The following is a 14381-nucleotide window of genomic DNA, read 5'->3' as shown; positions in this document are numbered from 1 at the left end:
GAAAGGTTAATCACTGGCTCGACTCTGAACAATACTTAATAAACCCGCTGGGCAAATAAAGCCTTCAGCGGGTTTCGTGTGTAGCACGGGCGATTAAAGTGAAAAGCTTTGCCCCCGCTTGTCCAGATGGCGGTATTGGATGGCTTCGGCGACATGGCCGGGAAGGATATCGGGTGATGCTTCCAGATCGGCGATGGTCCGCGACAGTTTTAAGATTCGGTCATAGGCCCGCATGCTTAAGCCCAGGGTCTCGAAGGACGATTTTAACAACTTCCCGGCATCCGGATGAAGCTTGGCGAGCCGGCGCAACGTGCTGCCTGACAGTTCGCTGTTACGGGATATCCTTTGGCCGCGAAACCGGTAAAGCTGTATTTGCTCAGCCTTTTCAACCTCGGCTCTCATCTGTTCTGAGGATAAGGGTTGAAGGTCGTTCATCCAGTTTTCGGGACGCGGGACTTCCACATGCATGTCGATCCGGTCCAGCAAGGGACCGGAAATTTTTTCCCGATATTGGGCGATTCGAAAAGGGGTGCATGTACAGGTTGGCTGAGGGGGTTCGGAACCCAAAAACCCGCACGGACAGGGGTTTAAACTACTCGCCAGCAAAAAATGGGCTGGGAAGGTAAAGGAAGCCCGCGAACGGCTGATCGTCACGATCCGCTCCTCCAACGGCTGACGCAGCATTTCAAGCACTTGGCGCGAAAATTCCGGCAGTTCGTCCAGAAACAGTACACCGCGATGGGCGAGGCTGACCTCTCCCGGTTTGGGAATACTCCCCCCTCCGATTAAACCGCCTCCTGAAATCGTATGGTGCGGAGAACGAAAAGGGCGTTTTGTAATCAATCCGCTTTCAAACTGCTTGAACTTACCTGCGGAGCTATAGATATTGGTGACCTCCAGAGATTCGCTTTCAGTCAGGGGAGGAAGAATAGTCGGCAACCTGCGGATTAGCATCGTTTTCCCGGTTCCGGGCGGCCCGATCAGCATGATATTATGCATTCCTGCAGCTGCGATCGTAAGCGCCCGCTTGATATGGCGGTGTCCCAGTACATCGCTGTAGTTTTCTGTCGGAGCCTGGGTATGACCGGGGGGAGCGGGGCTGGTGGCCGTAGTTTTTTTTCGCAGTAAATGGTCAAGCTTTTTCAGTACAACTGTTTCGTTCTTGCCCGGTACTGCCCCATGATTTGGAGATAGCTCGCTTAAATGGCTGAGTCCGTACACGGAGATTCCATCCAGCAGCAGAGCCTCGGGAACATTGTCTTCCGGAACGAGCACAGCGTTGAAGCCCTGACGACGGGCCAAATCTACCATAGGCAGTACGCCCGGAACAGGTCGCAGGGCTCCTTCGAGTGACAATTCCCCGATGATTAGAATCTTTTCTTCTTCCGGCAAAACGACCTGGCCGCTGGAGATTAAAAGGCCTAATGCAATCGCCAAGTCAAACGCGGTACCTTCTTTTCTGAGATCGGCCGGTGCGAGATTAATCGTGACCCGCTGAAGCGGGAAGACATAGCCGCAATTTTTAAGCGCAGCTCGAACCCGGTCCACGGCCTCCCGAACCGCGGAATCCGGAAGACCGACCAAGTGGGTTTGGGGAATGCCGCTAGACAAATCCACCTCGACCTCGATCAATACGCCGTCAATTCCATATAAACAAGCGCTATACAATTTTCCATACATAACAAAACACCTCTCTTCCGATGGTTTCGGCGGGAATATGCCCCAGCCGTTCAAGTGGAAAAAAGGTGCTTCCATATTTTCCGTCATTCTCTTGGTCCGTATAATAGAAGGTTACCCATGAAAAGTCAATAGTCTGGATCGGATACTTATATGTCATTCGAAATGCAAGTGTTTTGTTCACAAAGACTCAAATGAAAGCGAACGGTAAAAGAGAATAGCAATAGAGGTGAATTATCGCAAATTGATATTATTTGTTGTCTAAAGAGCCGACATAAGTCCGACATATAAGGACAATATTTTTACTGTGAGATACGATAATTCCATGAGCGAATTGCATCAGCAATTTTATAGGATTGGACGCCTTAAACAGAGGGTGATCCATCTCAGTTTGAGATGAAAACGATATAAAAAAGTTGTGTATAAATCATGAACTTTTTAAGGAAAGCGTTTTAAAAACATGATACAATTATTTAGGTTTAATCTAACTAGCACTACTTCTAATACCGCCTGTTGATAGGAGGATTCCAAGCATGAATATCCATGAATATCAAGGAAAAGAAGTTTTGAAGCAGTATGGTGTCGCTGTTCCCGCCGGAAAAGTGGCATTTACGGTTGATGAAGCCGTGGAAGCGGCGGTAGCGCTGGGCAGCCCGGTGGTGGTTGTGAAGGCGCAAATTCACGCGGGGGGCCGGGGCAAAGCCGGCGGCGTGAAAGTGGCTAAAAATTTGGATGAAGTACGCAGCTATGCTCAGGAGATCCTTGGTAAAGTGCTGGTAACGCACCAGACGGGGCCGGAGGGTAAAGAGGTGAAACGCCTGCTCATTGAACAAGGCTGCGACATCAAGAAGGAATATTACGTCGGCGTAGTCGTGGACCGGGGTACGGGAAGCGTAGTTATGATGGCTTCGGAAGAAGGCGGAACGGAAATCGAGGAAGTTGCGGCGAATACGCCTGAAAAAATATTCAAGGAAGTCGTTGATCCGGCACTGGGACTGCAGCCTTACCAGGCGCGCCGGTTGGCGTTTGCGATCAATATTCCGAAAGAGCTGGTGAACAAAGCGGCCGGATTTATGCTGGCTCTGTATGAAGCGTTCGTGGATAAGGATTGTTCCATCGCGGAAATCAACCCGCTTGTCGTTACCGGAGACGGGGATGTGATGGCGCTGGATGCGAAGCTGAATTTTGATTCCAACGCATTGTTCCGCCATAAAGATATTTTGGCTCTCCGCGATTTGGAGGAGGAAGATGCAAAGGAAATCGAAGCTTCCAAGTTTGATCTTAGCTATATTGCCTTGGACGGCAATATCGGCTGTATGGTCAACGGGGCTGGGCTGGCTATGGCTACGATGGACATTATTAAATATTACGGCGGGGACCCGGCAAATTTCCTGGATGTAGGTGGCGGTGCGACGGCCGAGAAAGTTACGGAAGCGTTCAAGATCATTTTATCCGATGCGAAGGTGAAGGGGATCTTCATTAACATCTTTGGCGGCATCATGAAATGCGATGTTATCGCCTCTGGTGTTGTAGAAGCTGCTAAGCAGGTCGGCTTGGACCGTCCGTTAGTCGTGCGCCTGGAAGGAACGAATGTCGAGCTGGGGAAGAAAATTCTTGCCGAATCGGGGCTGGCTATCGTTTCCGCGGATTCCATGGCCGATGGCGCCCAGAAGATTGTAGCACTCGTATCGTAACTAAACATCTTATCCATGATGGGAGGCTCGAAGTATGAGTATTTTGGTCGATAAAAATACAAAAGTCATTACCCAGGGGATTACAGGGAAAACCGCCCTGTTCCATGCCAAAGGGGCGCTGGATTACGGGACGCAAATGGTCGGAGGTACTTCTCCGGGAAAAGGCGGAACCTCGGTAGATATTGAGCTTGATAACGGGGAGACCGTCAGTCTTCCGGTTTTTAATACGGTGAGAGAAGCAAAGGCGGCTACAGGAGCTACCGCCAGTGTCATTTATGTACCGCCTGCGTTTGCAGCCGATTCTATCCTTGAAGCGGTTGAAGCGGAAATGGAACTCGTCATTTGTATCACGGAAGGCATTCCGGTGCTGGATATGGTGAAGGTAAAGCGTTATATGGAGGGGAAAAAGACCGTCCTGATCGGTCCAAACTGTCCGGGTGTCATTACGCCGGGAGAGTGCAAGATCGGAATCATGCCGGGCTATATCCATCTGCCGGGCCATGTTGGCGTCGTTTCGCGCAGCGGAACGCTCACTTATGAAGCGGTTCATCAACTGACGACCCGCGGAATCGGCCAATCTTCCGCTATCGGCATTGGCGGCGACCCGGTAAAAGGATCGGAATTTATCGATATTTTGGAGATGTTTAACGAAGACGACAACACGCATGCGGTCATCATGATCGGAGAGATCGGCGGCACGGCGGAAGAGGAAGCCGCAGAATGGATCCGTGACCATATGAAGAAGCCGGTTGTAGGCTTTATCGGCGGCGTAACGGCGCCCCCGGGCAAACGGATGGGCCATGCGGGTGCGATTATTTCCGGCGGGAAAGGAACCGCCAAAGAGAAAATTTCGAAGCTGGAGGAGTGCGGCATCCGGGTGGCGCCGACCCCTTCCGAAATGGGCTCCACACTCGTTAGTGTGCTGGAGGAACGTGGAATTTTAAACAGCTGCACGACACATTAAGTAATTTCTGGTATACTTGGATAAAGGTAAGCAACCTTCTGGACCCCATGCGGGGAGAAGGTTGCTTTTTTTATGGATTTTTCGGCTTGCGGGCTTATTCCCAGGCCGAACAGGGAATGGGGGAGGACGATGGACAAACGTTGTATTCTTATTGGGCTTCAGGAGAGTCCGGGGCTGGGTTGGAAAAGAATTTCGGATATTGTTTCATCGAACGGGGAATGGGGGCGTGCGCTCGAGTTCTCCGCTTCGGATTGGATGGAATACGGACTGGAGGCGGAAATGGCTTTACGGATGGCAGAACGCTTTACGTCAAGCTGGATTGAGGAACGCATGGAACTGATGCACAAGAAGGGGATTTTCCCGGTGACCTGTCTGGATGAATCGTATCCTATATTAATGAAGGAAACGGCAAAACCTCCCTGGGTATTGTACACGCTTGGCAACAGAAGTTTGCTTGCCGGCGTCTCGCTGGCAATGGTCGGGACAAGGGTTCCGACCGCATACGGACGCAAAATCGGAGAGTGGCTGACGGAAGCGCTATGCTCCCGCGGAGTTACTATCGTCAGCGGGATGGCGCGGGGCATAGACGGCATTTGTCACGAAGCGGCGTTGAATGCAGGCGGGTCCACGGTCGCGGTGCTGGGTACAGCCATTGACGAGGTTTACCCCCGGGAGCATGTTGCCCTCTATCGAAGAATTGCAGAATCCGGCCTGATCGTGTCTGAGTATCCGATAGGCACGAAAGGACATCCGGGCATGTTTCCCCAGCGAAATCGGATTATTGCAGGCCTCACGCGCGGAACGGTCGTCGTTGAGGCGGATGTCCGCAGCGGCTCGCTGATTACTGCGGACCTGGCGCTGGAGGAAAGCCGGGATGTGTTCGCCGTTCCGGGCCCGATTACTTCGCCTAAGAGCCGCGGGACGCTGGGGCTGCTTAAGCAAGGCGCAAAGATCGTAACAGAGCCGGGCGATATTTTGGAAGAATACGAGCACTTGCTATCTAGTATTTCAACTTCAATTAAACCGGAGCCGTCCAGAAACGAGTTGACAATAGAGGAGCGGCACATATACCATATGTTGGAGCAGGGGAACTCCACTTTTGAAGGGTTAATGAATGAGTCCGGATGGGATTTTGGACTTTTACATTCAGTTCTGTTATCTTTAATCATGAAAAAAGAGGTAGTTCAATTACCTGGTTCTGTTTATAAGATTATATAGTCCATTCCTAACCGAGAGTGGCATGAAACGAAGACTATATACTATTTACCCAGGGGAAGCCCTGATTTTAATGATGAATAAGTACTGGACTGTTTGAGAGGAGGATGAACCTGTGGCGGATTCACTCGTCATCGTGGAGTCGCCTGCCAAGGCGAAAACGATTGGCAAATACTTAGGGAGCAAATACATCGTAAAGGCTTCAATGGGTCATGTTCGCGATTTGCCCAAAAGTCAAATGGGGGTTGAAGTAGAGAACGACTTCAATCCGAAGTATATAACGATCCGTGGGAAGGGTTCAGTTTTAAAGGAATTAAAGGATGCCAGCAAAAAAGTTAAGAAAATTTATCTGGCGGCTGACCCCGATCGCGAAGGAGAAGCGATAGCCTGGCATTTGGCCCATGTCCTGGATGTGGACCAGACAGAAACCTGCCGCGTGGTATTTAATGAAATCACGAAGCAGGCCGTGAAGGATGCCTTTAAAACACCGCGCAAGATCAATATGGATCTGGTGAACGCTCAGCAGGCAAGACGGATTCTGGACCGTCTGGTAGGTTATAAAATCAGCCCGCTGCTGTGGAAAAAGGTGAAAAAAGGATTGTCCGCCGGCCGGGTTCAATCGGTCGCGGTCAAGATCATATTGGATCGGGAAAACGAAATTTCTGCGTTCATTCCCGAGGAATACTGGAGCATTACGGCTAAATTATTGACCGGGGACAACCTCTTTGAGGCCAAGTTCCATCAATACAAAGGCGAGAAGCTGGAACTCGGGAACGAGACTCAGGTCAAAGAAATATTAAAGTCGATTGAAAACGCCGAATTTAAAGTAGCCGATGTGAAAGAGAAGGAACGGCTTCGCCATCCGGCCGCTCCGTTCACGACGAGCTCTTTGCAGCAGGAAGCGGCACGTAAGCTGAATTTCCGCGCCGCCAAAACAATGTCCGTCGCCCAGCAGCTTTATGAAGGCGTGGATCTTGGAAAAGAAGGCACGGTCGGATTAATCACTTATATGCGTACGGACTCAACCCGCATTGCTTCCTCGGCTCAGGATGAAGCCAAAGAATATATCGCCGAGAAGTTCGGTGGGGACTTCGTGCCTGAAGCACCGCGCCAATATTCGAAAAAGGCGGCAGGAGCCCAGGACGCGCACGAAGCGATCCGTCCTACCTCCGCCCTGCGGGATCCCGAATCGGTCAAGGCGTTCACGAGCCGGGATCAGTATCGTTTATACAAGCTGGTTTGGGAGCGTTTTATGGCCAGTCAGATGGCATCGGCAGTGTTGGACACAATGTCCGTTGACATCACCGCAGGGGACGCTGTTTTCCGTGCGGTAGGTTCTAAAATCCGGTTCCCCGGATTTATGAAGGTGTATGTGGAAGGTAACGATGACGGTACAATTGATGACAATAAATTCCTGCCTCCCCTGCATTCGGGGGACCAGCTTAAAATGGAAGAAATCGAACCAAAGCAGCATTTTACCCAACCGCCGCCAAGATATACCGAAGCCCGTTTGGTGAAGACGCTGGAGGAGCTCGGCATCGGACGTCCAAGTACTTATGCTCCGACTCTGGAAACGATCCAGAAACGTGGCTACGTGGCGATCGAAGAGAAGAAATTCATGCCAACCGAGCTTGGCGAGCTGATCATTGAGCAAATGGAACAGTTCTTCCCGGAGATTCTCGATGTGGAATTTACCGCCCATATGGAAGATGATCTCGACCATGTGGAGGAGGGCTCCGAGGATTGGGTTAGAGTACTTGGCGATTTCTATGAAACTTTCGAGAAGCGTTTGGAAGTCGCTGAAGAAGAGATGAAGGAAATCGAAATCGCGGATGAGGTTTCCGATGAAATTTGTGAGAAATGCGGCAAACCGCTGGTGTATAAGCTTGGTCGGTTCGGGAAATTCTTGGCTTGCTCGGGATTTCCCGACTGCCGCAATACCAAGCCGATCATCAAGGATATCGGCGTAACCTGCCCTAAGTGCAAGGAAGGCCATGTAGTGGAACGCCGCAGCAAGAAGGGCAGAGTATTCTACGGCTGCGACCGTTACCCGGATTGCGATTTCGTATCCTGGGATAAGCCTTCGCCGAAACCTTGTCCGAAATGCGGATCCCTCGTTGTGGAGAAACGGAACAAGCAGGGCGGTAAATTGCAGTGTACCGCCTGCGATTTTGTAGAGCAAATCGAGGAACAGGATGACGAATCGGCAGTTGAATAATGAGTAATGAACAGCACGATGTGGGGGGATTTAGAGTGACAGAGAAGAACAGGGTAACCGTCATCGGCGCGGGGCTGGCCGGCAGTGAAGCTGCCTGGCAGCTCGCGAGCCGGGGGGTTCCCGTGACATTATACGAAATGCGTCCGGTGGTGAAGACACCGGCCCATCACACCGACAAGTTCGCCGAACTCGTTTGCAGCAACTCGCTGCGTGCGAATGGCCTTACAAACGCGGTCGGAGTGCTGAAGGAAGAAATGCGGATGCTCAATTCGCTTGTTCTTGGATCAGCCGACCGCAATGCCGTGCCAGCCGGGGGAGCACTTGCCGTCGACCGGGACGGCTTTTCCGGCGAAATTACGAAGACTCTTCATGAACACCCGCTTGTAGAGGTAGTAAATGAAGAAATCACCGAAATTCCGCAGGAAGGTATCGTCATTATCGCGACCGGACCATTGACTTCTCCGGCATTATCGGAGCAAATTCGCAACTTGACCGGAGAAGATTATTTTTATTTCTACGATGCGGCCGCTCCGATTGTGGAGAAGGACTCGATCGACATGGATAAGGTCTATCTGGCTTCCCGTTATGACAAGGGGGAGGCTGCTTATCTCAACTGTCCGATGACGGAACAGGAATTCGACGCTTTCTATGAGGCGTTGATTACGGCCGAGGTAGCCCAACTTAAAGAGTTTGAAAAAGAAGTTTATTTCGAGGGATGCATGCCCATCGAAATCATGATGCGCCGGGGCAAGCAAACGGCGCTATTCGGTCCTATGAAGCCTGTAGGGCTGATCAATCCACATACGGGTACATTGCCGCATGCGGTTGTGCAATTGCGCCAGGATAATGCAGCGGGAACGCTGTACAATCTGGTGGGTTTTCAGACCCATTTGAAGTGGGGAGAACAAAAACGGGTCTTCTCCATGATTCCCGGGCTTGAGCAAGCGGAATTTGTACGCTACGGCGTTATGCACCGCAATACTTTTATCAATTCACCGAAATTGATGCAACCGACTTATCAATTGAAGGAGCGCCCTACGCTCTTTTTTGCCGGGCAGATGACCGGAGTGGAAGGCTACGTTGAATCGGCCGCCTCCGGATTGATCGCAGGAATCAACGCTGCCCTCGCTTATGCGGATAAAGAAGGCATTGTCTTCCCGGAAGACACGACGCTCGGCAGTATGGCGCGTTATATCACCACGGCTGATTTTGAGCATTTTCAGCCGATGAACGCCAACTTCGGTTTGTTTCCAAAACTGGATACCCGGTACCGTAAAAAGGCCGAGAAGAATGAAGCGCTTGCCAATCGGGCGCTGGACAGTTTGCGCTCTTTTATTGACAGCAAGGGGCTATAGTTCGAGGCGAAGACATAACATATTAAAGGTAGTCTAAAATCATCATGCTAGAGGAAAAACAGAAGGAAGGAAGCGGTATCCATGGTTCCTAGTTTTCATGCCACCACCATTTGTGCCGTCCGTCATAACGGCAAGGGAGCGATCGCCGGGGATGGACAGGTTACGTTCGGCGAGAGCGTCGTTATGAAGCAGACAGCGAAGAAGGTACGCAGATTATACAGAGGCCAGGTGCTGGCCGGTTTTGCGGGTTCGGTGGCGGATGCCATCACCTTGTTTGAAAAGTTCGAAGGCAAGCTGGAGGAACATCATGGCAATCTTCAAAGAGCGGCTGTAGAGCTGGCTAAAGAGTGGCGCTCGGACCGTGTGCTCCGCAAGCTGGAGGCACTAATGATCGTCATGGATCATTCCGGCATGCTGCTCATATCAGGCGGTGGAGAAATAATTGAGCCGGATGACGACGTACTGGCTATCGGATCCGGCGGGAACTTCGCGCTGTCGGCCGCGAGAGCGCTCAAACGCCATGCGGTACAGCTGGAAGCCAAGGACATTGCACGCGAAGCGCTTCAGGTTGCGTCCGAAATCTGCGTATATACCAACAGCAACATTATTGTTGAAGAATTGTGATCGGAGGGGGCGAAGTCATGTCAAACGGGAATTTAACGCCGAGACAAATTGTAGCCGAGTTGGATAAGTATATCGTTGGGCAGAAGCAGGCGAAGAAATCTGTCGCCGTGGCGCTCCGCAACCGCTATCGGCGCAGTTTGCTCAGCGAAGAGGTCCAGGATGAAATCGTACCGAAAAACATTTTGATGATCGGTCCAACAGGTGTGGGCAAAACGGAAATTGCGCGCCGTCTGGCCAAATTGGTAGGCGCCCCATTTATTAAAGTAGAGGCAACCAAGTTTACCGAGGTTGGTTATGTGGGAAGAGACGTGGAGTCGATGGTGAGAGATCTCGTCGAGATCGCCATCCGCACCGTCAAGCTGGAGCGTACGGAGAAAGTGAAGGACAAGGCGGAGGAACTGGCAAATGAACGGCTGGTACAAATCCTCGTTCCCTCGGAAAACAAATCCAAAAGCTCCCGCAATCCGTTCGAAATGCTGTTCGGAAATCAGAATTCAAATGAAAACAAAACTTCGCAGGAATCGACCGATGAAGACAGCAACTTGACCGAGCGTCGTCGTCAGGTTCGTTTTAAATTGCTGGCGGGGCAACTGGAGAACGAAACCGTCGAAGTCGATGTAGAGGATAACTCGCCGACGATGATGGATATGTTTGCCGGGCAAGGTAATGACCAGATGGGCATGAATATGCAGGAAATGTTCGGAAGCCTGCTCCCGCGACGGACAAAGAGAAGAAAGCTTTCCGTCAAGGAAGCCCGGAAGGTGCTGACCCAAGAGGAAGCTTCCAAGTTGATCGATCAGGATGATCTTACGCAAGAAGCGGTTGAACGCGCAGAACAGACCGGCATCATTTTTATCGATGAAATCGATAAGGTGGCGAGCAAAGGTCAAGGCTCCGGCCCGGATGTATCCCGCGAAGGCGTGCAACGCGACATTCTGCCGATTGTGGAAGGTTCTACGGTGATGACCAAATACGGGCCCGTTAAAACAGACTATATTCTTTTTATTGCCGCCGGCGCTTTTCATGTCGCCAAGCCGTCGGATCTCATTCCGGAACTTCAGGGCCGTTTTCCGATTCGTGTGGAACTGGGCAGTTTGTCGCTAGAGGATTTCGTCTCGATATTGACGGAACCTCAAAACGCGCTAACCAAACAATATACGGAGTTGTTGCGCACTGAAAATATTGAGATCGAATTCTCACCTGAAGCTATCCGGGAAATCGCGGCCATCGCGGCCAGCGTAAATGCCAACACCGAAAACATCGGAGCGAGACGACTTCATACGATTTTGGAGAAGCTATTGGAGGATTTGTCTTTTGAAGCCCCCGAGCTGACCCTGGAAAAAATGACGATAACTCCCGAATATGTACGTGAAAAGCTAGGGGATATCGCCAAGGACCGTGATTTAAGTCAGTATATTTTGTAATCGGGACCTGTTCAATCTTTCACTTTAAGTATTTTCGAGGCCGTAAGACCCATGGATCGTCGGGTTTTACGGTCTTTTGTCGTTATTCCTACTAATATACTTGAAATTATAGAATTTTAAAATTTGTCGAGATCGCTCGAAAAAATTGAAAAAATTTCAAAAAGTGCAAAAAATATCGCTAAATTCGTCAAAGATAGTGCTTTTTTCTTATTGTAATAAAATGCAATCTCCACGAAACTTAGGATATATGACATTCTATACTTTTATTCTACATTAGGACGTTTGAAAGACATGAAAACGAGATTTTTGTCGAAAAAAGAGGAATTGTTTCTGAGGTTGTTGAATACGTAGATTTAGAATTTTTATCCGTTTTTAGGGGGGCAGAGAAATGCAATTATTGAATGGTATCGGATTCCAGCGGCTGGAATCGGCAGTACAGGCAGCCAATCTCAGGCAGGGGGTTCTTGCCAATAATATAGCAAATAATGACACCCCTTATTTCAAACGATCGAGTGTAGCATTTGAAAGCCTTTTGCAAAATGAGATGAACGGTTCCACATTGACATTGGAAGGACGCCGGACAAACGGAAAGCATTTTCAAATAGGTATTTCGTCCCAAATCCCGGCACCTTCGGTTCTGACGGACCAATCCACCGTGATAAACAACAACCTGAACAATGTGGATATTGACAGCGAGATGACGCAATTGGCCGAAAACCAGCTTCGCTACAATGCCTACATAGAACAAATCAATTATCAGATTAAAATGAAGCGCACCGCTGTGGAAGGGAGATAAATAATTTTGAAGATCAGTAACAGTTTCAGTATCAGTGCTTCCGCATTGACTGCTCAGCGTCTCCGGATGGATGTTATCTCCTCGAACATCGCCAACGCAGAAACGACAAGAGCACAGGTTGTAGACGGCAAAGCTGTTCCGTACCGCCGCAAAATGGTAGTAATGGCTCCTATGAAAACCGAATTTGGTCAAGCCCTGGATTCGGCACTCGGCAACGGTTCGGCCAGCCAAGGGGTTAAAGTTACACAAATCAAGGAAGATACTGCTCCGTTTAAGCCGGTATACAATCCCACTCATCCTGATGCGGATAGCGAAGGATATGTTTATATGCCGAATGTGGATGTGTTGAAAGAGATGGTGGATGTCATTTCGGCTTCGCGTTCCTATGAAGCTAACGTTACCGCATTGAATGCCTCCAAGGCTATGATGACGAAGGCACTGCAAATCGGAAAATAGAATCTCATTAGGAGTTAGGAGTGTTGATCTTTGATTCAGGCAATGAACTTTAATACTTTAAAATCGGTAGACTCGGTTGTAACGCCCAACAGCCCGATTGCTCCCACCCCTGCGGAGTCTATCAAGGAATTCAGTTCCTTTTTAACGGACGCAATAAACGGAGTGGCTGCTCAGGAAAAAAACGTTGGAACGATGAATAACAAATTTCTGCTTGGTGAAGTAAGCGCGGACCAGGTGATGATCGCCTCGGAGCAAGCCATGTTAAGTTTGCAGTTGACTACGCAAGTAAGAAACAAAGTGATAGAAGCTTACCAAGAGATAATGCGTACGCAAATTTAATAAAAAAGCATGCTTCGGATGAGGTGACGTTGTGAATGAGAGAATTGCCCAGTATCGGGGCAAATTGACCGGGTACTGGAACCATTTCAGCAAGAAACAAAAAACTTTATTGATTTCTACGATTGCCATCATTTTGGTGGCCGTGATCCTGCTTACGATTCAATTCTCAAAAACCGAATACGAGGTTGCCTTCACGAATCTGGATTCCACGGATGCTGCCGGAATTATAAACCACCTGGAATCGGCCAAAATTCCATACAAACTTGGCCCGGACGGGACAAGCATTTCGGTTCCAAGTAAAGAAGCATCCCGTGTCAAAGTCGATGTCGGCTCCCAAGGGATCGTTCAAAACGGTTCCATCGGATGGGATTCATTTAATGAAAGTTCATCACTGATCGGCATGACCGACAATGAATTTAACGTTAAATACAAAAGCGCCTTAAACGGTGAGATTGAACAGCTCCTGAAGAGAATGCAAGGGGTTAATGATGCGAAGGTGCTAATCAATCTTCCGGCGGAAAATGTATTTGCAAGTCCGGACGAACAGGAAAAGGCTTCAGCTTCCGTCGTGGTGACGTTCAAACCGGGATATCGTCCGAATCAGGAAGCGATTGACGGATACTTCAATCTCGTTAAGACTTCCGTACCGAATTTGCCGGTGGAAAACATCTCGTTGTCTTCCAGCGATGACACCGTGTTGTTGCCTACAGGGCAAGGCGGTCAAATCGGATCGCTGACTACGGCCGTTCAGGAGAATATGGCTCTTCAGAAAAAATTCGAGAGCGACGTAAAGCAAAGCGTTAGACAGTTTCTGGCAAGATTGATGGGTCAGGACAAAGTTGAAGTATTGGTTACTTCCAAGCTTAATTTTGACCAGATAAGCCAGAAAGAAAACTTGGTAACGCCAGTGGATACCGAAAATATGAAAGGTATCGAAATCAGCGCGCAAAAAATCCAAAAGAGCTACACCGGCGAAGGAACTCCAGATAGTGGCGTAGCGGGTACCGGCGATACCGACGTATCCAATTATCCTGGAACCGACACGCAAAGCGGCGGTTCGTCGTCGGAGGAATCGTCATCCACGATTAATTTTGAAGTCAACCGAATTACCAAGGACATTGTGGCCAGTCCCTATGTCATAAAAGATTTAACCATTAATGTGGCAGTTGAACCACCTGACGGTCAACAAACTTTAGATCAGGCGACTCAGACGGCAATCGAGAACATCCTCACCAATATTGTCGGATCGTATCTGGCCGATTCAGGTACTACTTATACAGACGCAGATTTAGAGAAGAAAGTTTCTGTCTTCTCTCAAGCTTTTCATAGTACGGAGACAAAAACTTCCGGTTTGAGCCTTTCCAGCCCGTTGGTATGGGGAGTCGGAGCCGTTGCATTGCTGGCCGTTGCAGGCATCATTTTCCTGCTGATTCGCCGCAAAGGCAAGAAGGAAGAGGTGGAAGAAGAAATCCCGATGCCGCTTACGCCGGAGTTTCCTTCTATCAATTTGGAAACCGTCACAAACGAGAACCAAGTGCGCAAACAGCTGGAGACGCTGGCCAAGAAGAAGCCGGACGAATTCGTCAACTTGCTTCGCACCTGGCTGGCTGACGAATAGA

General features: G+C 49.7%; 12 protein-coding genes. 11 read left to right on the top strand and 1 reads right to left on the bottom strand.

The features are described from left to right. Positions 1–93: 93 nt before the first annotated feature. Positions 94–1680 carry a YifB family Mg chelatase-like AAA ATPase gene (locus ACLB09_RS07980; protein ID WP_410769270.1) on the bottom strand — a complete coding sequence of 529 codons (1587 nt, stop codon included), beginning with the start codon at positions 1678–1680 and terminating at the stop codon, positions 94–96. A 530-nt stretch (positions 1681–2210) separates the two neighbouring features. Here ACLB09_RS07980 and sucC point away from each other — a divergent pair. The 11 genes from sucC to fliF all read left to right on the top strand — a co-directional run bounded on the left by sucC (position 2211) and on the right by fliF (position 14380). Further along, positions 2211–3371 (top strand): ADP-forming succinate--CoA ligase subunit beta, encoded by a 1161-nt coding sequence (gene sucC, locus ACLB09_RS07975; protein WP_410769269.1) that lies wholly within the window; start codon positions 2211–2213, stop codon positions 3369–3371. Positions 3372–3405: 34 nt separating this feature from the next. Next, positions 3406–4335 (top strand): succinate--CoA ligase subunit alpha, encoded by a 930-nt coding sequence (gene sucD, locus ACLB09_RS07970; RefSeq protein ID WP_410769268.1) that lies wholly within the window; start codon positions 3406–3408, stop codon positions 4333–4335. A 129-nt stretch (positions 4336–4464) separates the two neighbouring features. Further along, positions 4465–5553, top strand: coding sequence for a DNA-processing protein DprA (gene dprA / locus ACLB09_RS07965; RefSeq protein WP_410769267.1), 1089 nt, complete (start codon positions 4465–4467; stop codon positions 5551–5553). A gap of 112 nt (positions 5554–5665) precedes the next feature. Continuing rightward, positions 5666–7768: a type I DNA topoisomerase gene (gene topA / locus ACLB09_RS07960; RefSeq protein WP_410769266.1), complete on the top strand. Its 2103-nt coding sequence runs from the start codon at positions 5666–5668 to the stop codon at positions 7766–7768. Further along, positions 7768–9123: a methylenetetrahydrofolate--tRNA-(uracil(54)-C(5))-methyltransferase (FADH(2)-oxidizing) TrmFO gene (gene trmFO / locus ACLB09_RS07955; protein ID WP_410769265.1), complete on the top strand. Its 1356-nt coding sequence runs from the start codon at positions 7768–7770 to the stop codon at positions 9121–9123. The genes topA and trmFO overlap by 1 nt, the downstream gene beginning before the upstream one ends. An 81-nt stretch (positions 9124–9204) precedes the next feature. Next, entirely contained in the window at positions 9205–9747 is a 543-nt protein-coding gene (gene hslV, locus ACLB09_RS07950) for an ATP-dependent protease subunit HslV (protein WP_114495891.1), read from the top strand. A 17-nt stretch (positions 9748–9764) separates the two neighbouring features. Beyond that, entirely contained in the window at positions 9765–11171 is a 1407-nt protein-coding gene (gene hslU / locus ACLB09_RS07945) for an ATP-dependent protease ATPase subunit HslU (protein WP_410769264.1), read from the top strand. Between the two features lie 388 nt (positions 11172–11559). After that, on the top strand, positions 11560–11967 hold the full coding sequence (gene flgB / locus ACLB09_RS07940; RefSeq protein WP_410769263.1) for a flagellar basal body rod protein FlgB: 408 nt from the start codon (positions 11560–11562) through the stop codon (positions 11965–11967). Positions 11968–11973: 6 nt separating this feature from the next. Continuing rightward, positions 11974–12423 (top strand): flagellar basal body rod protein FlgC, encoded by a 450-nt coding sequence (gene flgC / locus ACLB09_RS07935; RefSeq protein WP_410769262.1) that lies wholly within the window; start codon positions 11974–11976, stop codon positions 12421–12423. A gap of 30 nt (positions 12424–12453) precedes the next feature. Continuing rightward, positions 12454–12762, top strand: coding sequence for a flagellar hook-basal body complex protein FliE (gene fliE / locus ACLB09_RS07930; protein ID WP_410769261.1), 309 nt, complete (start codon positions 12454–12456; stop codon positions 12760–12762). Positions 12763–12793: 31 nt separating this feature from the next. Continuing rightward, positions 12794–14380 carry a flagellar basal-body MS-ring/collar protein FliF gene (gene fliF, locus ACLB09_RS07925; protein WP_410769260.1) on the top strand — a complete coding sequence of 529 codons (1587 nt, stop codon included), beginning with the start codon at positions 12794–12796 and terminating at the stop codon, positions 14378–14380. Position 14381: the final 1 nt, after the last annotated feature.

Source organism: Fontibacillus forbon (genome assembly GCF_046559655.1).
Classification (GTDB): Bacteria; Bacillota; Bacilli; order Paenibacillales; family Paenibacillaceae; genus Fontibacillus.
This window is presented reverse-complemented; position numbering and strand designations above follow the sequence as displayed.